Origin of the sequence: Bradyrhizobium sp. DOA1 (genome assembly GCF_001593325.1) — a bacterium.
GTDB lineage: Bacteria > Pseudomonadota > Alphaproteobacteria > Rhizobiales > Xanthobacteraceae > Bradyrhizobium.
This window is the reverse complement of sequence record NZ_JXJM01000001.1, coordinates 7,517,242-7,537,989: the sequence shown is the minus strand read 5'-3', so window position 1 is coordinate 7,537,989 and position 20,748 is coordinate 7,517,242. Positions and strand designations below refer to the sequence as shown.

General features: G+C 65.2%; 15 protein-coding genes and 1 pseudogene. 4 read left to right on the top strand and 12 right to left on the bottom strand.

Going from position 1 to position 20,748, the window contains the following annotated elements; all coding sequences use genetic code 11:
- Positions 1–1,251: MmgE/PrpD family protein (locus SE91_RS34820; RefSeq protein ID WP_061850837.1), on the bottom strand; the 1,251-nt coding region annotated here is incomplete at its 3' end.
- 117 nt (positions 1,252–1,368) lie between these two features.
- Between SE91_RS34820 and SE91_RS34815 the strand changes: the two genes are divergently transcribed.
- A complete protein-coding gene (locus SE91_RS34815; protein WP_061850836.1) occupies positions 1,369–2,484 on the top strand; it encodes an FUSC family protein in 1,116 nt (371 codons plus the stop codon).
- Positions 2,485–2,794: 310 nt separating this feature from the next.
- Complete coding sequence (locus SE91_RS34810) at positions 2,795–3,289, top strand: septal ring lytic transglycosylase RlpA family protein (RefSeq protein WP_197489555.1); 495 nt, start codon at positions 2,795–2,797, stop codon at positions 3,287–3,289.
- Between the two features lie 36 nt (positions 3,290–3,325).
- Here the strand turns inward: SE91_RS34810 and SE91_RS34805 are convergent, their stop codons facing one another.
- The 11 genes from SE91_RS34805 to rpsT form a co-directional block, all read right to left on the bottom strand.
- Complete coding sequence (locus tag SE91_RS34805) at positions 3,326–3,814, bottom strand: DUF2867 domain-containing protein (RefSeq protein WP_061850835.1); 489 nt, start codon at positions 3,812–3,814, stop codon at positions 3,326–3,328.
- Complete coding sequence (locus tag SE91_RS34800; RefSeq protein ID WP_061850834.1) at positions 3,811–5,205, bottom strand: MATE family efflux transporter; 1,395 nt, start codon at positions 5,203–5,205, stop codon at positions 3,811–3,813. Before SE91_RS34800 ends, SE91_RS34805 begins: the two co-directional genes overlap by 4 nt.
- Positions 5,206–5,561: 356 nt before the next feature.
- Positions 5,562–6,857, bottom strand: a complete 1,296-nt coding sequence (gene murA / locus SE91_RS34795) for a UDP-N-acetylglucosamine 1-carboxyvinyltransferase (protein ID WP_060734326.1) — start codon at positions 6,855–6,857, stop codon at positions 5,562–5,564.
- 256 nt (positions 6,858–7,113) lie between these two features.
- Positions 7,114–7,581 (bottom strand): inner membrane protein YidI, encoded by a 468-nt coding sequence (yidI, locus tag SE91_RS34790; RefSeq protein ID WP_061850833.1) that lies wholly within the window; start codon positions 7,579–7,581, stop codon positions 7,114–7,116.
- A gap of 198 nt (positions 7,582–7,779) precedes the next feature.
- A complete protein-coding gene (gyrB, locus tag SE91_RS34785; protein ID WP_061850832.1) occupies positions 7,780–10,215 on the bottom strand; it encodes a DNA topoisomerase (ATP-hydrolyzing) subunit B in 2,436 nt (811 codons plus the stop codon).
- Between the two features lie 395 nt (positions 10,216–10,610).
- Complete coding sequence (locus tag SE91_RS34780; protein WP_061850831.1) at positions 10,611–12,776, bottom strand: hypothetical protein; 2,166 nt, start codon at positions 12,774–12,776, stop codon at positions 10,611–10,613.
- A gap of 119 nt (positions 12,777–12,895) precedes the next feature.
- Positions 12,896–13,630: a hypothetical protein gene (locus SE91_RS34775; RefSeq protein WP_061851475.1), complete on the bottom strand. Its 735-nt coding sequence runs from the start codon at positions 13,628–13,630 to the stop codon at positions 12,896–12,898.
- 108 nt (positions 13,631–13,738) lie between these two features.
- Positions 13,739–14,875 carry a DNA replication/repair protein RecF gene (gene recF, locus SE91_RS34770; RefSeq protein WP_061850830.1) on the bottom strand — a complete coding sequence of 379 codons (1,137 nt, stop codon included), beginning with the start codon at positions 14,873–14,875 and terminating at the stop codon, positions 13,739–13,741.
- Positions 14,876–15,000: 125 nt separating this feature from the next.
- Positions 15,001–16,119, bottom strand: coding sequence for a DNA polymerase III subunit beta (dnaN, locus tag SE91_RS34765; RefSeq protein WP_036002613.1), 1,119 nt, complete (start codon positions 16,117–16,119; stop codon positions 15,001–15,003).
- A 256-nt stretch (positions 16,120–16,375) separates the two neighbouring features.
- Complete coding sequence (gene dnaA / locus SE91_RS34760; RefSeq protein WP_060734323.1) at positions 16,376–17,785, bottom strand: chromosomal replication initiator protein DnaA; 1,410 nt, start codon at positions 17,783–17,785, stop codon at positions 16,376–16,378.
- Between the two features lie 1,272 nt (positions 17,786–19,057).
- Positions 19,058–19,324 carry a 30S ribosomal protein S20 gene (rpsT, locus tag SE91_RS34755; RefSeq protein ID WP_060737422.1) on the bottom strand — a complete coding sequence of 89 codons (267 nt, stop codon included), beginning with the start codon at positions 19,322–19,324 and terminating at the stop codon, positions 19,058–19,060.
- A gap of 420 nt (positions 19,325–19,744) precedes the next feature.
- Here rpsT and SE91_RS34750 point away from each other — a divergent pair, with 420 nt between their 5' ends.
- Positions 19,745–20,062 (top strand): hypothetical protein, encoded by a 318-nt coding sequence (locus SE91_RS34750; protein WP_008540289.1) that lies wholly within the window; start codon positions 19,745–19,747, stop codon positions 20,060–20,062.
- A gap of 206 nt (positions 20,063–20,268) precedes the next feature.
- Positions 20,269–20,397: pseudogene (locus SE91_RS35810) on the top strand (peptide-methionine (S)-S-oxide reductase); the annotation flags it as partial.
- Positions 20,398–20,748: the final 351 nt, after the last annotated feature.

Genomic DNA, 20,748 nt, shown 5'->3' with positions numbered 1-20,748 from the left:
CTGCTGCATCGCCTGCGTGTCGGGGAACGAAGTCGGCTCCCCCGAGGGATCGGCGTAGAGCCGCTCATGCACGCCGTCATCAGTGGTGATGCTGACGCGGGCGCCGAAGGGATGGGTGCGGCCGACTTCCAGCCGGTCGTCCTGCACCACGTCGAACTTGTCGGCGAGCGCGTCGATGGCGGCGTCCCCGAGGCGGTTGTAGTCGTCCCAGCCGAACGAGCCCTGGTCGAGCGCGAGCGCACCGGTGAAGAACATCGAGAACTGGCCGCCGACGATCGAGCGCGGATGACGCTTGGTCGCGGCATCGCCGGTCAGCGTGATGCCGTTGCGGTGCAGGCCGATCTCGACGCGCTTGACCTGATCCGGCGTCAGGTTGTGCTCGCGCCGCATCGCGATCAGCGCGTCGATCGCCGCATGGGTGTAGCGGCAGCTCGGATAAGGCTTCACGCCGATCTTCATCGTCTCATAGGTCTTGCCGAGCCCGGCGACCGCCTTGTCCGGATGCGCATCGTCGGTATAGCCGGCGAGCAGGCCGTGCTTGCCCTCGACCGATTCAGTCGCGCCGACGAAATCGTTGCGCGCCAGCGTCGCGGCGATCACGCCGTTCATCGCGGCGGCGCCGACCTGGTAGCGCTTGTTCCAGGCGCCGTTGACCAGGAATTGCAGCGAGCCGGCGGCCTGGCTGCCGGACACGCCGAAGGCTGCGATGATCTGCTTCTCGGAAAGCCCGAACAGCTTGGCCGCGGCGGCTGCAGCGCCATAGGTGCCGGCGGTCGCGGTGGGGTGGAAGCCGCGTGCGTAATGCGAGGTCGGGTCGAGCGCGTTGCCGAGCCGGCAGCAGACTTCATAGCCCGCGACGATCGCCGTCAGCACGTCGCGCCCGGACGCGCCGACCATCTCGCCGACCGCGAAGGCGGCCGGCACCACCGGTGCGCTCGGATGCAGCGATGAATCGGCATGGGTATCGTCGAAGTCGAGAGAATGTCCCAGCGCGCCGTTGAGCAGGGCTGCGACCGCCGGGGTCCAGGTCTTGCTGTCGCCGAACACGGTGGACTCGCCCTTGGTGTCGAGCGCGAGCGTCTCCAGCGTCTTCAGGATCGACGGGGTGGATTCCGCCTCGCTGCGGGCGCGGATGGCGCTGCCGAGGAAATCCAGCGTCAGCACCTTGGCGCGATCCAGCACCTCGGGCGGAATATCCTGGTATTTCAGATTGAAGACATAGGCGGCGAGCGTTGCGGTTTCCTGAGCCATCGTGTTTCCTCGTTTTGGCCGGCAAGTTAGGCGGGCTGATTTCGCCTTTCAAGCCGCCTTCGAGCCGCGGGCATCAGCTATGCTTTTGCCTGTCTTGAGACGATCGGGATATTCCGTATGACGCGCGCAAGAGAGCTGTTCGACCAGGTCCGGGCGCGGCGGACGCAATTGGGACTGGCGATCCGCGTCACGGTGGCGGCGGTCGCGGCCTATGCCATCGCCTCGGCGCTGCATCTCTTGCTGCCGCTCTGGGCGGTGCTGACCTCGCTGATCGTGACCCAGATGAGCGTCGGCCGCTCGCTGAAGGCGACGCGCGACTACATGCTCGGCACCATCGGCGGTGCCATCTATGGCGGCGCCATCGCGATCCTGATCCCCTATTCCAGCGAGACCGGCTTGTTGGGGTTGCTGGTGCTGTCCGTCGCGCCGCTCGCCTTCATCGCCGCAATCAATCCGAGCCTCAGCGCGGCGACGGTCACGGCCGTGATCGTGCTCCTGGTGCCGACCCTGCATCATGCCGACCCCCTGACCTCGGCAATCGATCGCGTCAGCGAGGTCGCGGTCGGTGCCATTACGGGTCTGGTCGTGTCATTCCTGGTGCTGCCCTCGCGCGCGGTGCGACAGATTCGCGCCAGCGCGGCAAAGCTGCTCGAATTGATCGCGGATGCCTTCACCGAACTGCTCGCAGGTCTCACACGCGGCCGCGACAACGACGCGCTGCACCGGATCCAGGACGGCATCGGCGCAGCGATGGTGAATCTGAATGCGATCGGCTCCGAGGCCGAGCGCGAGCGCGCCGTGCGTCTGTCGAGCGGGCCGGATACCGGACCGTTGTTGCGAACCATCCTGCGGCTGCGGCACGACGTCGTGATGATCGGCCGCGCCACCGTGGTGCCGTTGCCGGCCGACGTGCAGACGAGGCTCGCAGGTCCGCTGACGGAAGTCTCGACGGTGATCGCGCGCTTCCTGCGTTCGGCCGCTGCGGCCTTGCGTGAAGGCGCCGGTGCGCCGCCGATCCATCCCGTGCACGTCGCGCTCCAGCATTACGCCGAGGCCGTCGCCGCCGTGCGTCATGACGGATTGATTCGCGGTCAGCCCGCTGACACCGCTGAACGCTTCTTTGCGCTCGGCTTCTCGCTGGAGCAGATGCACCAGAATCTCTGTGATCTCGATCGCGTCGTCGGCGAATGGTCGGAGGCCTCGAGCGACAAGTCCGCGCGCATTGCGGAGTGAGTTCGAGCGCGTCGTCGTCAACGTCTGCTTTCGACAGCAAATGCACGTCTCCGCAGCGCGACACGGATCTGCGGCCTGCGACTCTGCTGCACGCACGAGGTTCCATCGGGTCATGTTGCTGACGCATTCTCTGTTTTAATCGGCGACAAGCTAAACACGACGTGAGGACCACCCCGGTTCTCACAACGGTTCCGTAGCCAGGGTTGGCTCGAATCCGCAAAACGCTTGGCACAAGTTGACGAACGCTGCTGCGTTCGCTTGGCCATGTTTGCGGTTCTGGAACCGGACAAACTAAAAAATCACAGGACTTATGATGCTATTCCGCTCGAGCGCCGCAATTTGCGGCGCCCTGATTACGCTTGCCTTGTCTGTTGCCGTTGCCCGAAGTGAAACGCGTGGGGATCACTCAAGTGCCGTCGTCGATGCCGTCTCCGGCGAGGCGATCATTGGCGCGGCGTCGACGTACAATCCGTTCAAGCCCGGCAAGGAGGAGGGCGGTCCGAAGACAGCCTCCGGCGAACGTTATGATCCGTCTGCCTGGACGGCTGCCATCAAAACGAGCCTGCGCCGGAAATTTGGTGGGGTCCAATTCGGCGCGAGACCGAAATATGCTCTCGTCGAGGCCGTGGGCAAGAAAGTCATCGTCAAGATCAATGACGTGGGCCCGCTGAGACCTGGCCGCATCATCGACTTCAACGAGCGGACGATGCGCCATTTCGATCCGAGCATGGATATCGGCGTCATTCCCGGCGTGAAAGTCAGTCCGCTCGCGGGGGACAATTGGACTCCGGGGCCGGTGGGCTGAACACCGGCGGTGTTCAGCAATGTCGGCCCGCGCAGGTCATCGCGCCGGCTCTATGATTCCTGTCATCATGCTGCGGACCACGAGCTTGTGGAACGGCATGATGAGCGTGAGATAGATGCGGCCGAGCAGATTGTGCGTGCGCACCAGCGTGGTCGAGGTGACCTGGCGATCCCTGGCATCGCCCGTCACGTCGACTACGATGCGGAAGTCGAGATGATGATCGTCGAAGCCCGCGACAAGGCGCTCCGGCGTCTCGCTCAGGACGGGAAACAAGCCGATCAGGCCATGCGGCGCCGGCGCGCCTTCGCCTGACGTCTTCAGCCCGAACGGCGTCACCAGAACGTTGCGCAGGCGCAGCAGCGCGTCGATCCAGCGCGGCCCGTGCAGCACCATCCGGGTGCAGGCCTCGCGGGCGTTCACCGCCGCTGCGCCGATCTCGACGCGAAACGCGTCGATGAACTGCGCGCCCGCCAGCACCGTGCCGGCATCGACATTGGGGGTGATTTCGCGAACCGTGCTGGTCATGCCATCAGTCTGCGCGCCAGCGTGCGGAAGCGCAAGATCAGGAGGCCGGCATAGACGAAGGTGCCGACCGAGAAGCCGACCCAGACGCCAGTCGCGCCCAGTCCGGTGTGGAACGCCAGCAGCCAGGCGGTCGGGAAAGCCACGCACCAATAGCCGATCGCCGCGAACACCAGTGTCAGCCTGGTGTCGTTGATGCCGCGCAGCGCGCCGCCAATGATGGTCTGCAGGCCATCGCCGATGAAGAAGGTCGCGCCGACCACCAGCAGCGTCGCCGTCAGCTCGACCGTTGCCGCACTGGCCTCGCTGCGGCCGAAGAACAGCCGCCCGAGCTCATAGCGGCCGAGAATGATCGCGACGGTCAGGGCGGAGACGAGCGCGATGCCGAGTACGGCTGCAACCAGGCCCGCGCGCCTCACGGCGACCATGTCGCCTCGCCCGAACGCATGGCCGACGCGCACCGTTGCCGCCATGCCGATGCCGAGCGGCACCATGAACAGCACGGCGGTGACCTGAAGCGCGATCTGGTGCGCGGCGAGCGCCGTGGTTGAGATCAGCCCCATCAGCAGCGCGGCGGAAGAGAACAGGCCGTATTCCAGCAGCAGCGAAAACGAGATCGGCGCGCCGATCGCGATGAGCTGGCGCATCAACGGCCAGTCGATCCGCCAGAGACGGGCGAGCGGGTGATAGTCCGCGAACGGCTTGCGCCATGCGGCAATGGCGAGCGCGGCAAGGAAGGTGCCGAGATTGACCAGCGTGGTCCCGAGCCCCGCGCCGAACAGGCCGAGCTCTGGCAGGCCGAACAGGCCGTGGATGAGGGCGTAGACGAGGACGGCATTGATCGGGATCGCCGCGACCGTGATCCAAAGCGGGGCTTGCGGCCGGTTCACCGCGCTCATCATGCTGCGCAGCGCGATGAAGCCGAGCGCCGGCGCGATGCCCCAGGCGAGGCCATTGAGATAGCGCTGGGCGAGCGCGGCCGATTGCGGCACCTGGCCCAGCGCGAGCAGGATCTGTTCGCCATAGAGGGGCGAGGCCATCATCGGCAGCGAAATCAGCAGGGCGACCCACAGGCCGACCCGCAAGGAGCGGCGGATGAGCTTGGGGTCGCCGGCGCCAAAGGCCTGCGCGGCCAGCGGCGATACCGCCGACATCAATCCGAGCCCAAAGGTGAAGTTGACGAAATAGACCGTATGCGCCAGCGCCGCCGCAGCCACCGCCCTCTCGCCGAGGTGGCCGATCATCGCGAGATCGGTCGTGATCATCGCGATCTGCCCGAGCTGCGTCAGCATCAGCGGCACGGCGAGGCGCAGCGTCTCCGCGAATTCAGCGGCGAGATGATTTGGCGGCACGCCGGCTTGCGGCTGCGCATGATGTTGAACCGTGTCGAGCATGGTGGCTGCAATAGCACAGCCCCGCGACGAAAACATGGCTCGCTCTCGTGTCCCGGACGCGCGAAGCGCGAGCCGGGACCCAGAAGCCACAGGCGTGGCGCGTAGTCGCATGGGCCCCGGCTCAGCAGCGCATCACTTAGGTGCTGCGCTGCGTCCGGGGCACGAGATGATACGAAGCGCCGCAGTGAGACAGGTGTGCGGATTTGGCCGCTAGCTCGGTACCGTAGGGTGGGCAAAGGCGTGCTTGCGCCGTGCCCACCGTCAATCAAGTAATTGGAGAGAATTGGTGGGCACGCTGCGCTTTGCCCACCCTACCAGACCGTTGGCGGAGCGAGCACTCTCTCAATGGAGAAGCCTCAGCCCTTCCGCTCCGGCACGCGCTTGATCTTCGCGCCCAGCGCATTCAGCCGCTCCTCGATGCGCTCATAGCCGCGCTCGATCTGGTCGGCGTTGTTGATGGTGGAGGTGCCCTCGGCGCAGACGGCGGCGAGCAGCATAGCCATGCCGGCGCGGATGTCGGGCGAGGTCATGGTCGCGCCGTGCAGGCGGCTGGGGCCGGCGATGATGGCGCGGTGCGGATCGCACAGCACGATGCGCGCGCCCATCGCGATCAGCTTGTCGACGAAGAACATTCGCGATTCGAACATCTTCTCGAACATCAGGATCACGCCCTCGCATTGCGTGGCGGTGACGATCGCGATCGACATCAGGTCGGCGGGGAAGGCCGGCCAGGGCTGGTCCTCGAGCTTGGGCACATGGCCGCCGAAATCGTCCTGGATCTTCAAGGTCTGATTGGAGGGCACGATGAGATCGTCGCCCTCGACGCGGCAGACGATGCCGAGCCGTTCGAACCCCATGCGGATCGAGCGCAGATGCTCGACGCCGGCGCGCACGATGCGCAAGGGCGAGCGCGTCACCGCGGCAAGGCCGATCAGCGAGCCGACCTCGATATGGTCGGGCTGGATCGAATAAGTCGCGCCGCCCAGCGTCGCCGGGCCATGGATGATCATGGTGTTGGTGCCGATGCCCTCGATCTTCGCACCGAGCGCGACCAGGAAATTGGCGAGATCCTGCACATGCGGCTCGGACGCCGCATTGCGCAAATATGTAACGCCGTCGGCGGCGACCGCGGCGACCAGCGCGTTCTCGGTGGCGGTGACGCTGGGCTCGTCCAGGAACACGTCGGCACCCGCAAGCTTGGGCGCGCGGAATTCGAGACGGTCGGTCGCGGTGACCTTGGCCCCCAGCTGTTCCAGCGCCAGCACATGGGTGTCGAGCCGGCGCCGGCCGATGACGTCGCCGCCGGGCGGCGGCAGCATCACCTCGCCGCAGCGGGCGAGCAGGGGGCCGGCGAGCAGGATCGAGGCGCGGATGCGAACGCACAGCTCGGGGTCGAGATCGGCGGCGCGGATGCTCTTGGCGTGGATTTGCAGCGTATTGCGGGCGGTCCATTCCGCCGCGGCGCCGACCGAGCGGATCAGCTCGACCAGCGTCTCGGTGTCGCGGATCCGCGGCACGTTCTGCAGCGTCACCGGATGCTCGGTGAGCAGGGCGGCTGCGATGATCGGCAGCGCCGAATTCTTGTTGCCGGACGGCTCGATCGAGCCCGAGAGCCGGTGACCGCCCTCGACGATATATTGGATGGGCGCCACGTGGTTCTCGCTGTCCTGTTGGTGGGCGGGCTGTTTCGGGGCGGAAACTACAGAGAATTGGTCGCGGGAGCAATTGTGCCGGACGGCGGCGAGGGGGCGCTCGTTGGCCGGGACACCACAGCATGTCCCTCATGGTGAGGAGCGCGGAACGCGCGTCTCGAACCATGAAGGCCCCGCTCTCGCCTGCGGCCATCTTTCGAGACGCCCGCTTTGCGGGCTCCTCAAGATGAGGTGCGGAGCTTGTTGCAGGTGGGTCCTAGAACAGTCCGATGATATTGCCGATCACATAGAGGATCGCGATCAGGATCAGCACCCCCATCATGACGAAGGAGATTTCGATCGCGATGGCGCCGGTGCCGAGCGTGGCGGCAACCGCGGCAAGCAGCCGTTCCTCTCGGAAGATCATCGAGAGCACCGAGAACAGGATGGCGAGCAGACCGAGCGAGATCGCGGTCACCGAGGCGATTCCACTCCAGCTCCGCCCCGCCGATTTCTCCACCTTCGGAGCCTGATACTCCACGCCCTTCACCTTCGCGACGATGCGGTCCTTGATGCGATGCCCGGTGTCGACGATCACCTTGTCCGCCGGCGGCGGCGGAAACACGATCGGCACGATCCAATGCGGCAGCACCGCCGCCATCAGCGCCAGCACGCCGACAATACTGCCGATAATGCCGAGGCGGCGGGACGGCACGGTGGAGCTGGGTGTTGCAGAGGCGATCATGGCGTGAGGGCTTCCCGGCCGGATTTGCCAATGGGTTCATGCCACTTCGTCGCGATGGCCAGGGGTGAGGTTCAGCCCATGTGGACCCACGTTGTCATGGCCGGGCTTGACCCGGCCATCCACGTCTTGCCGAGCCGCACGAAGAACGTGGATGCCCGGGACAAGCCCGGGCATGACGACCGTCTGAAGCCATTCGCCTCAAATATCGATCGTCGCGCTCAGCGAATGTTCCTGGATGAAGTCGCGGCGGGGCTCGACCACGTCGCCCATCAGCTTGGTGAAGATGTCGTCGGCCTCGTCGACCTCCTTGACCTTCACCTGCAGCAGCGAGCGTACTTCTGTGTCGAGCGTGGTCTCCCAGAGCTGTTCCGGGTTCATCTCGCCAAGACCTTTGTAGCGCTGCAGCGAGATACCCTTGCGCCCGGACTCGGTGACCGCCTCGAACAGGTCGACCGGGCCGTGCACCACGTGCTCGGAGTCCTTGCGCCGCAGCTTGCCGGAACGGGCGTAGACGTCCTGGAGTTTCGGCGTGTACTCGTCGAGCTTGCGCGCCTCGGCCGAGCCGAGCAGCGCGTCGTCGATGATAGCGGCTTCCTTGACGCCGCGCACGGTGCGCTCGAACACGAAGCCCTGGCCCTCGACGAATTGTCCGACCCAACCACGCTCGACTTCCTCGGCCTGGTTGTCGAGCCTGGTTGCAATGTACTGCGCTGCGGCCGCGGCGTTCTCAGGGTTGCCGTAAACCGACTTGTTCAGCACGCCGGTAATGGCGGCCTGCTCGACCACTTTTCGGTTATAGCGGCTGTGCAGATTGCGCAGGATGCTGCGGACCACGCGGGCGTCGTCGATCAGCGCGCGCAAATCGCGGCCGGTGCGGTCGCCGCCGGTGCCGGGAACGAACACGCAGTCGTCGAGGCCGGCGTCGATCAGATAGTCCTCCAGCGCGCGCTCGTCCTTCAGATATTGCTCGGACTTGCCGCGTGAAACCTTATAGAGCGGCGGCTGAGCGATATAGAGATAGCCACCGTCGATGATGTCGCGCATCTGCCGGTAGAAGAAGGTGAGCAGCAGCGTGCGGATATGGGCGCCGTCGACGTCGGCGTCCGTCATCACGATGATCTTGTGATAGCGCAGCTTCTCGACCGAGAAGTCGTCGCTGATGCCGGTGCCGAGCGCCGTGATCAGCGTGCCGATCTGCTCGGACGACAGCATCTTGTCGGGGCGGACGCGTTCAACGTTCAAAATCTTGCCGCGCAGCGGCAAGACGGCCTGGAATTCGCGGTTGCGGCCCTGCTTGGCGCTGCCGCCGGCCGAGTCACCCTCGACGATGAAGAGTTCGGACTTCGCGGGATCCTTTTCCTGGCAGTCGGCGAGCTTGCCGGGCAGCGAGGACACCGAGAGCGGGCTCTTGCGCGTCAGCTCGCGCGCCTTTCGCGCGGCTTCACGGGCGGCGGCGGCCTGGATCACCTTGCCGACGATCATCTTGGCCTCAGACGGATGCTCCTCGAACCAGGCCTGAAGCGCCTCGTTGAGGACGTTCTCGACCACGGGACGCACCTCCGAGGACACCAGCTTGTCCTTGGTCTGCGACGAAAACTTGGGGTCCGGCACCTTCACCGAGAGAACGGCCGTGAGACCTTCGCGGCAATCGTCTCCGGTGAGCGCGATCTTTTCCTTCTTGGCGTTGGCCTCGGCATAGCCGTTGACCTGGCGCGTCAGCGCGCCGCGGAAACCGGCCAGATGGGTGCCGCCGTCCCGCTGCGGGATGTTGTTGGTGAAGCACAGCACGTTCTCGTGGTAGCTGTCGTTCCACCACAAGGCGGCCTCGACGCCGATGCCGTTGGCTTCCGAGCGGACCATGATCGGCGCGGGCACCAGGGCCTTCTTGTTGCGGTCGAGATATTTGACGAACTCCTCGACGCCGCCGGAATAGTGCATCTCCTCGCGCTTCTCGACCGCGTGACGCATGTCGGAGAGGGCGATGTTGACGCCGGAATTGAGGAAGGCGAGCTCGCGCAGCCGGTGCTCGAGCGTGGCGAAATCATATTCGATGTTCTTGAACGTCTCGGTCGAGGCGAGGAAAGTCACCTCGGTGCCGCGCTTGCCCGGCGCATCGCCGATCACTTTCAGCGGCGCCACGGCATCGCCATGGGCGAACTCGATGTAGTGTTCCTTGTCGTCGCGCCAGATCCGCAGGCCGAGCTTGCTGGAGAGCGCGTTGACGACGGAGACGCCGACGCCGTGCAGGCCGCCGGAGACCTTGTAGGAGTTCTGGTCGAACTTACCGCCGGCATGGAGCTGGGTCATGATGACCTCGGCCGCCGAGATGCCTTCGCCCTTGTGGATGTCGACGGGGATGCCGCGGCCGTCGTCGCGCACCGTCACGGAATTGTCGGCGTTGAGGATGACGTCGACGCGCGTGGCGTGGCCCGCGAGCGCCTCGTCGATCGCGTTGTCGACGACCTCGTAGACCATGTGGTGCAGGCCGGAGCCGTCGTCGGTGTCGCCGATATACATGCCCGGACGCTTGCGGACGGCGTCGAGACCCTTGAGCACGCGGATCGATTCCGCGCCGTATTCGCTCGCGATGGAGGGCTCGTTTTCGGCAGAGGGCTGCCGAGCAGGTTCTGTCATGAGAGGCCTTCGAGATGTCGCCCGAATCAGCTGCACAGAAGGCGCTGATTTGCAGGCTATTTGTGCCATGAAAGACCGCCTGCGCCTAGCGCAAAGTATCCTCTGGCAACCCTTTGAGCAGATAGGGTTTTTCAGCGAGTTTTCAAGGCTTTTGCAGGCCGATTCGGAGGCTTGCAAAAAGCCCGATTCGAGGGCGGTTTCCGGTCTCGAGAATCGGTGAATTTGCGGGGTCGGAAAGGCGTTCCGCGGCGCTTCTCAGGAGCCGTCATGCCCGCACCTTGACCCGCCTGCGGGGGCCGAAGCCGCTTCGGCGAGGCGAAGGCCCGGGCATCCACGTCTTTGTGCGGACCGCAGAACGTGGATGGCCGGGACGAGCCCGGCCACGACGATCAACCTCAATACATCTGAAGCGGCAGCACGTCTCCGCTCGGGCCCACCAAGAGGCCCCAGGCCTCGCCGGCGGCAACGGTCAGGGTTTCGGTCTGGGCCGGGCGGCCCGGCACGCGTAGCGCGTATTGGTGCTTGCCGGGCGGCAGGTCGAGCATCGGTCCTTTCCCAGACTGGGGGCCACCGGCGCCGGCGGCGATCTTCACCGTCTGCTTGTTGATCGTCAGTGAGGCCTCGGCGGCGCCGATGTTTCCGAGCATGACCCTTGCTTGTCCCGCCTTCGGCATGATGTCGGCCTTGGCCGCGACATCCGCATTCTTCTGCGCCAGATTGACCGTGGTCTCGCCCTTGGCGCGGCCGAGCTTGAGCACGGCCGGGCCTTGCGGCGAGGTGAAGTCGATCTGCGCGCGTTCCGTCGAGATCGCTGCACCCTCGGTCTTTTCCTGCCAGCCGAGCTTGGACAGCTCGGCGCGGTAGAAGGTGAGGACATCAGGCAGCGGCGCCGGAATGTTGGCCGTCAGTTCGCGGCGAAGCGGTGCCTCGCCGCCAGGGACCTTCGTGCTGGCAAGCGATTTCGACGAACGCTGCGTCGGCACGGGCAGTGGGGACTCGAGGTCCGGTTTGAGCGGCTCGGCGGATTTGGCCTGCACCTCCGCCTCCGCGCCGGCCGCAGGCTTGGCCACTTCCGTCACCAGGCCCGACCCGTCGGCGCGGACATTCACCTTCGGGCCCATCTGCATCACCGTCATCGAGATCGACTTGCCGCCTTTCGAGAACGCCATCACCGCCATGTTGGGCTGGTTGATGACGGAGGGCTGCTCTTTCCAGCCTGCGCTCTTCAGCGCCGTGCGATAGAAGCTGCTGAGCGCCTTCACGCTCGACGCCGAGGAGAATTCCAGCCGGCCTTCGCCGCCCTCGAAATTCACGCTTTCGGCGTTCCCGGGCAGCGGCACCGGCGTCTTGCTGTCGGCGAGCGCAGTGAGCGGCGCATTCGACAGAGTGGCGGACTGCGCTTTGCGCCTGACCTCATCGGCGGCAATGAGCTGCTGAGCCGTGCCCAAGGCATCACTCAGGAACCTCGCATCGGCCTCCTTCTTCGCCTTGGCGCGGGCTGCAAGCGCGGACTCCTTCACCTGCGCGGTCAGGTTGACCATGGTGAAATCATACTTGCGGCCGAGCCGCAGCACGGCGGTCTCCTCCGCCGAGGAGATCCTGAGCGCGACCTCGTCGCCGGGCGCGAGCGGTGCGTTGCCGTCCTCCTGCCAGCCGCGCGCGGCGAGCTCGCGACGATAGAAGGCGAGCACCGCGGGCAGCTCGACCATCGCAGCGGCCGACATCTCGCGCTTGTTGGAGCTCGCGCTGCCGAGGCCGCGCGCGGATTTGGTCGGCTTGGGCCGCGGCAGGCCGGCCATGTCGTCGTCGGCCTCGAGCTCCGCCGTCAGCGCGAACGGCGCCACCCGGATCTCGACATGGGTGCGGCCATCGTCGCGGCGCATCAAGGTCAGCATCACCGGCTTCTGCTTGTAGAACTGCGTCGTGTCGCCGCCGGGATGGTCGTAGAAGACGCGCATGCCGTTCGGGACGGTCTCGCCGAGATCGGCGTTCGGCCAGCGCGATGCCGCCTCGGGGTTAAGCTTGCGCCATCCCAACGCCGCCATCTCCTTCGCAAAGAACGCCGCGGTCGCATCGAGCGCGCCGGGCGCGATGCAGCCGAGATAGGGCCGGGTCTCGTCGAACACGAGATCGGTCGCGCCGTCCGGGAACGGCACGTTGGAATAGATCCGGCTCGGCGTGTAGGCGACCGCGGACTGGTCGGGACGCCCGCGCGCCTGCATGAAGGAGACGCGCAGGCCCTGCCGCCCCTTCTTGAAATTCAGCGTGCTGCTCTTCTCGTCCAGCGGATACACATAGGGCACCCAGCCCTCGGCGCTCAGCAGCTTCCTGGCCGCTTCCGACGTGGCTGGTACGGCGGTCGGAACGGTGTAGATCACGCGATGGTTGTCGGGACGCGAAGTGTCCTCCACCGCGCCGTCGAGCCGCGGCAGCGTATGGACGTCGACGATGCCGTCGTCCGCCGCGCCGGCCGGACGCGAGGTGCTCACTATTGCGAGAATGCCGCAGGCAAGCAGCAGCCATCTTGCCGGGACTTGCGCCCCGCGCCGGATCATCGGCATCGTCGAAACTCCCGGATGTCGCGCGGGCCGTCATGCCCTGCGCATTGGCAGGCTGCGGCGCCGTCGGCGCGCGGCCTCAGACGAGAAGTCGCGGCGGGAACCAGCGAGGTTCAACGGGCTCAATATAGCTGCAGCGGCGCCCAGGCGTCGTTGTCGCGCCCGATCGTGAGCTCCCAGGTATCGCCGGCGGCGACGGTGAGGATGTTCGTGATGGCGGGATGGCCGGGCACGCCAAGCTGATAGGGATATTTGCCGGGCACGAGGTCCAGCGCGACGGCGTTCGCACCGGCCGGGCGCGGGATGGTCCGCTCGTTGATGGTAAGAACCGCTTCCTTGTTGCCGATATTGCTGAACACAAGCTTGGCCTGACCGGGCTCGGGCAGGACGTTCGCTCTGGTCGCGGTGTCCGCGTTCTTCTGCACGAGATGGACCGCGGTGCCGGACTCCTTGCGGTCGAGCTTCAGCGCGGCCGGTCCCAGCGGTGAGACGAAGGCGAGCTGGACGTGCGCGGTGCTGATCACGGCGCCATCAAGCTGCTCCTGCCAGCCGAGCTTGCCAAGCTCGGTGCGATAGAAGGCGAGTACGTCGTTGAGCCCCGCGGGCACGGTGGCCTCCAGCCTGACGCGGAGCGGCGCGTCGACGCCCTGCATTAGCGTGGTGTGGATCCCTCTGTAAGTGTAGCGGGTCGGTGCGGGCAGCCTGGCATCGGAGTCCAGCGTCAGCGTCGTCGGAAACAGCTGCGGCAGCGAGGCGCCGGCGCTGGCTGCGAGCATGCACATCGCCAGCAGGACGAAGCCGCATGCAACCAACTGCCATCGTGCCGGGGCTTGCACCCCATGCCTCACCGCCGTCATGCTCATGCTCCAAGGGTGTCGCGCATGTCCGAGTGGCGCGCGATGGCCGCTTCTTGCGGCCTCAAGCAGCTAGTCGCGGTCTGAAACGGGCCGGTTCAATGCGCCGGCCTACTGACGCGCCGACACTCGTCCGCTCTCGACGTCAAAGACTTGGCCGCCTGCGCCGATGTCGGCGAAGGCCGCAGGGTCCGCGCCGGTCAGCCACACCTGGGCGCCGAGCTTCTTCAGCTCGTCGAACAGCGCGGCGCGGCGGTTCGGGTCGAGATGCGCGACCACCTCGTCGAGCAGCAGCAGTGGCACGATACCGGTCATCTCGGCGACCAGGCTCGCATGCGCCAGCACGAGGCCGATCAGCAGCGCCTTCTGCTCGCCGGTCGAGGCGTCCCGCGCCGGCATGCTCTTGGGGGCATAGACGACCTGGAGGTCGGTGAGATGCGGGCCGTCGGTGGTGCGGCCGGCGATGGCGTCACGCGGACGATTGTCGCGCAGGATCTGGCGGTAGCGGTCCTCGACCGAGGTCGCGGTCTCCTGCAGCAGCGCGTTCTCCATCCAGCCGTCGAGCGCGATTCTCGCCGAGGGGAAGGCGGATTCCTGTGCACGCGCGTTCAGCATTCCGGTCAGCCGCGCCGCAGTCTGGCCGCGCGTTGCCGCGACTGCGACCGCAAGCTCGGCGGTCTCGCGCTCGATCGCGTCACACCAATGGTCGTCGTAATTGCGCGTTTCCAGCAGGCGGTTGCGCGAGCGCAGGGACCGCTCCAGCGCGGAGATGCGGCTCGAATGATCGCTGTCGATGGCGAGCACCAGACGGTCGAAGAAGCGCCGCCGCTCGGAGGCCGCGCCCATGAATAGCCCGTCCATCGCCGGCGTCAGCCACACCATGCGGATGTGATCGCCGAAGCTGGTGGCCGAATTGACCGGTTCGCGATCGATGCGGCAGCGCCGGCTCACGGAAGCATCGGGCCGCGGCGCATCGATGCCGGTGCCGAGCGTGGCCAAGCCTAAAGCGCCCTCGACCTGCGCCGACACCGCCCAGGAGCCGTCGCCCTGTTTGTCGGCGACGTCCTCCAGCGTCGCGCGCCGCAGGCCCCGCCCCGGCGACAGGAACGAGATCGCCTCGATACAATTGGTCTTGCCCGCCCCGTTCGGCCCGACCAGCGCCACCATGTCAGCCGCCGTCTCGAGCCCCGCCGCCCGATAATTGCGAAAATGCGTCAGCGTCAGGCGATGAATGCGGGAGGGGGTCATGGAATCCGCTTCTCGTCATGCCCGGCCTTGTGCCGGGCATCCACGTTCTCGGCTCCGAAGACGTGGATGGCCGGGACAAGCCCGGCCATGACGGATGTAGTAACACTTATGGGTGCCGGTAGGCCTCACACCCGCATCGGCATCAGCACGTACAGCGCGCTCTTGTCGTCGCGGTCTTGCACCAGCGTCGGGGAGCCGGGGTCGGCGAGGCGGAGCGTTGCGACGTCGCCTTCGATCTGGGCGGCGATGTCGAGCAGATAGCGGGAATTGAAGCCGATATCGAGGGCGTCGGAGGCGTATTCGACCTCGAGCTCTTCGGTCGCGCTGCCGGAATCCGGATTGGTCACCGACAGCACCAGCTTGCCCGCCGACAGCGACAGCTTGACCGCCCGGCCGCGCTCGCTCGAAATCGTCGAGACGCGGTCGACCGCGTTCTCGAAATCCTTCTTGTCGACCACGAGCTCCTTGTCGTTGTTCTGCGGGATGACGCGGCCGTAGTCGGGGAAGGTGCCATCGATCAGCTTCGAGGTCAGCACTACATTGCCGATGGTGAAGCGGATCTTGGCCTGCGACAGCTCGATCGTCATCTCGGCCTCGGTGTCCTCGATCAGGCGCTGCACCTCGCCGACGGTCTTGCGCGGCACGATGACGCCGGGCATGCCCTCGGCGCCCTTGGGCTGCACCAGGTCGAGCTGGGCGAGACGGTGGCCGTCGGTGGCGACGCCGCGCAAGGTGGCGGCCTTGGGCGTGCCGGCGGCATGCAGGTAGATGCCGTTGAGGTAATAGCGCGTCTCTTCGGTCGAGATCGCGAACTGGGTGCGGTCGATCAGCCGCTTGACGTCCTTGGCGGCGAGCGAGAACGAATGCGACATGTCCCCGGCGGCGAGATCCGGGAAATCATTCTCCGGCAGGGTCTGCAGCGTGAAGCGGGAGCGGCCGGCGCGGATCGCCAGCACCGCGCGGTCGCCGTCCGCCTCCAGCACGATCTGCGAGCCGTCGGGCAGCTTGCGCACGATGTCGTAGAACATGTGCGCCGGCACGGTGGTGGAGCCCGCGGTCGCGGTTTCCGCCGGCAGCGTCTCGGTCACCTCGAGGTCGAGGTCGGTCGCCTTCAGCGACAATTTCGCGTTCTCGGCGCGGACCAGCACGTTGCCGAGGATCGGAATCGTGTTGCGGCGTTCGACCACGCGGTGGACATGGCCCAGCGACTTCAGGAGTTGCGCGCGTTCGACCGTAACCTTCATTGCACTACTCGCCCGATTCCCAAGAAAACACAGCGTTGGAAAGGCCGGGCTGCGGGACGCGCGCCACGGCACCGAAGACCCCGGAAAGCCGGATCATCCAGCCGATATGATCAAAGCCGTCAGGGTCGCGCAAGGTGGCGCGGATGGCCCCGGGATTCAAGGGATTGCGGGCAGTTCCCCACGGTTTACCGCCCAAAACGAAGACCGCCGCCCAGCTCGGCCGGGCGGCGGGGAATGGCCAGGAAAGCCTAGGCCTTTATTCCTGAAGCTGGCGCTTCAGCGACTCCACTTCCTCCGACAGCGCCGTGTCCTTGGAGACCAGGGACTCGATCTTGCGCACGGCGTGCAGCACGGTGGTGTGGTCGCGTCCGCCGAAGCGGCGGCCGATCTCGGGTAGCGAGCGCAGCGTCAGGGTCTTGGCGAGATACATCGCCACCTGCCGCGGGCGGACCACGTTGGCGGTGCGGCGCGAGGACAAAAGATCGGAGCGGCTGACATTGTACTGCCGCGCCACCACGCGCTGGATGTCCTCGATCTTGATCCGCTTCGGTTCCTGCGGCCGGACCAGGTCGCGCACCTCGCGCTCGGCCATCTCCAGCGTCACCGGCTGGTTGTTCAGCTTGGAATGCGCCAGCAGCCGGTTGATCGCGCCTTCGAGATCGCGGCCATTATGGGTGATGGTGCGCGCCAGATAAAGCAGCACCTCCTCCGGCACGTCGAAGGTCGCATGATGGGCGCGGGCCGCGGCGACCCGCGACTTGAGAATGCCGTGCCGCAGGTCCTCGCCGAGCGAGGCCATCTCGACCACGAGGCCGCCGGCGAGCCGCGAGCGGACGCGATCGTCCAGGCTTTCGAGATCGGACGGCGGACGGTCGGCCGCGATCACCACCTGGCGGCCGGCGTCGATCAGCGCGTTCAGCGTGTGACAGAATTCAGCCTGCGTCGACTTGCCCTGCAGGAACTGGAGGTCGTCGATGACGAGCACGTCGATGCCGCGCAGCGCTTCCTTGAAGGCGAGCGCCGTCTGCGTCTTCAGCGCGGCGACGAAGCCGTACATGAATTTTTCCGCGGTGAGATACAGCACCTTGCGCTCATTGCCGGAATTGCCGGCCCAGGTCACCGCCTGGAGCAGATGCGTCTTGCCGAGGCCGACGCCGGCATGGATGTAGAGCGGGTTGAACATCACGGGGTCGCCGCGGCGTCCTTCGGCGACCTGGCGCGCGGCCGCATGGGCCAGCGTGTTGGAGCGGCCGACGACGAAGCTCGCAAAGGTCAGGCGCGGATCGAGCGGCGAGCCGCCGAGCGCGTCGTGGTTGGCCGAGACCGGCGCGGTCGCGGTCGAGCGCAATTCCGGGGTCGGCGCGCGGCGCGCCTCGATCGGGGCGGGCGCTTCCTTCGGCTGCGCGACCGGACGCACCGCCGAGCGGACCGTGAGATCGATGCGATGCACCTCCGGCATCTCGGCCTGCCAGCACGACAGCACGCGCTCGGCATAATGGGCCTGGATCCAGCTCTTCAGGAAGCGGGTCGGCACCGAGAGCCGTACGCTCTCGTCCTGCACGCCTTCGAGATCCATGCGCGCAAACCAGCTCGTGTAAACGTCCTCGCCAACGGTCGAGCGCAGCCGACCCTTCACGCGTGACCAGCGATCCTGTTCCATTGTCATCGTCAGAAAACTTCTCTTGAGAGATATAGTTGCGTTGTGAGCGCCATGCAGAATTTCTGCCAGGGTCCTTGAACGTGACCCTTGGAATGGCGCGACCTCGAAGCGAGTCCATCTTCAGGCATGGCTCGACCGTCAGGCGCGAACGCCACATGGTCAGATCAGCGATGTCAGAGATGGAGGGGTCGCGAGGTCAGCGCGTACTCGGCGCTCCGTCACACGCGGAAGGCTGGACATCGGACGGAGCTGCAAAGGCATCGTTGGAATAGGAAACGTGCTTCAATACCGCGTTGATTCCGTAAGACATGATACCTCCCCGTCCTGCCGTGATAACTCACGACAAGGTCCTGCGTGTCCTGAAGACAACCGCGCCGTACTCCTGTCGCGGATGCCTGCCCAATGTACTGGTCGTCCGCTCGACTTCGCCCACCTTGCGTGCCGGGGTCGCTCTGCGATGTCTCTCATGTTTGGCGCGAGAAGATCCCGCTTGGAGACATTCAGACAAAAAGCTACCGTTCCCATATTGCTATGGGTTGTGAACCGACATCGCTTGTTGAAGCGTCGCCTACGTGCACATCGCCGCCGATTTGCACGCTCGCCCCGTTTCCTAAACCGCGCTGGTCTGAAGATCGTGGGCGCCGCTGACGACTTAAGAAATACACTAAGCGGAAAGACTCGCAATGAAATTGATTCACACTTGAGGCATCAAAAAACTTGACCTCGGTTAACGCCGCACCCGAGTTGTGCACAGGCTCCGGACCAAGTTTTTGGATTCGTGTACAGAATCGAAAATGCCGCGCCTCATGTGACAATTCTCAGTCACCGCCAAAATTTTTTTACAAATCCGTCACGCGCTGGACGTGCGGGCGAATTTTCCAAATGCTTGTCGCTGCTATGTTGATAAGTGATTATTGAGTCATCGCTTTTCGAGACTCGTTTTGCAGGGTAACTCCACCGTGACACTTTCCGGTGAATCTACGGTGTGTAGAACTTTCGTCGCCCGCGGAATTCATTTCGAGCCCGCGGCACAGGGATTTTTTGCAACGCAGTGAAAGTTTCGACTGTTGCAGAATGTCGGCAGGTAGAATTACGGAACGAACAATAGCGCCGACGATGCAGATATTCCATCGACGATCGCATTTGGCGTGACCGCTTTCCGAATATGACAGGCAACAAAAAAACCCGGCGCGAGTGCCGGGCTTTTCAATCGATGATGTCGCAAGATGACTTCGCGAGCTTACTTCGCGAAATGACTTGGCAAGTTTACTTGCAAGTTCACTTCGCGAGCTTGGCGATCTGCGCAGTGAGGCGCGAGACTTTGCGGCTGGCGTTGTTCTTGTGAATGATGTTGCGCTGTGCGGCGCGCATCAAGGCCGGCTCGGCATTCGCCAGCGCCTTGACGGCAGCGGCGCGGTCGCCGGTCTTGATGGCTTCCTCGACGCTGCGTACGGCACCGCGCATCTGGGTGCGGCGCGACTTGTTGACGGCAGTGCGGCGGGCGATCTTGCGCGTCGCTTTCTTGGCGGAAGTGGTATTGGCCATGGTCTCAATGTCCTTTGCGGTACCGGTCGCGTCTTGGTCGGGTAGCGCCGGCTGCTTGACCGCTGAATCGACGCTCGGATTTAGGGTGTTCGGTTGCTGGCCGTTCCCGGAACATGAGCGACGGCCTTGCGGCTGTCTCTGAGGCTCCAGAGAGTCCTCAAGCTCGAGATGAGTCTTGAAGCTCAGGGCGCCTGCAACTGCTCAAAGAACAGCGGCGGCAGGATTGCGCCCACCGCCAGTTGGCGCCCTTATAGAGAGGCTCTTCGGCACCGTCAACGCTTTCGGAGCTGGAAAACCGGCCCAAACGAGCCCGGATGGGTGCTGTAACGCCCTGAAGAGGTTGAATTTCTGCCCTCGTCCCGCTATTGGCTGGCGACGTCTTGAAGGGTCGCCCGATCGGACGACCATGGTGGGTGAGGCATGATCCGCGGCTTTTTCAGACTGATTGGGCTGCTGCTGCTCGCCGGCGGGTTCATTTTCATGGTCTATGACGGCGCCCGCTGGGTGGCCGACCAGACCCTGAAGTTCACCCGGTTCGGCCAGTTCTGGAACGACATCAATCAGGCCAGCCAGACCGCCTTCCGGACCTGGGTCGAGGCTAAGGCGCCCTGGCTTTGGACCTCGGTGATCCGCCTGGTGCTGGATCAGCCGGTCTTCGCCGTCCTCGGCGTTCTCGGCATCCTGCTGATGATCCTGTTCCGTCCGCGGAAACCACTGATCGGCTATTCCCGGGATTGAGTTTTAATTCCCGCCGGGATTGAGTTTTTCAATTCCCGCAGGGATTGAATTTTCAATTCGAGACGGTGAGCCGCGCGGGCAGCGTAACGGCGCTGCCTCCCGCAGTGTAGATGCCTGTATTCACACCTGATCGCGAGCCCCACCGCCTGAGCGCTTGTCTCATGCGACCGCACAACTCGCCTTCGGAGATACATCATGCTGTTCATGCGCGGGCCGGCGCGTTCTATTTCGCCGAGGACTATCACCAGCAATATCTGGCGAAGAATCCCGCCGGTTATTGCGGCCTCGGCGGCACCGGCGTGTCCTGCCCGATCGGCGCCGGCGTGAGCGCGTAAGTCAGCCATGTACTCGTCATGCCCGGGCTTGTCCCGGGCATCCACGTTCTTCGTGACACGCAAAGGTCGTGGATGGCCGGGACAATCCCGGCCATGACGGCGCGGGACATGCGTAGAAGTTGGCCGCTGTATGCGATGCCGCCGGCGCAGCCGCCGCTCAACGCTTTATTAACCATACCCGGTGCATCACTGGATCTGTCTCGTTTCGAGGGATGGGTCCGGTGCCGGTTGCACGCGCGTTTCGATGGTCGAATTTTGCAGCGTCCTTGGCCGCGTCCGCCGCGCTGGCCCTCGGCGGCTGCATGCAGACTACCGGCCCCGTCGCAGTGATGCAGCCGCGCGCCGATCTCG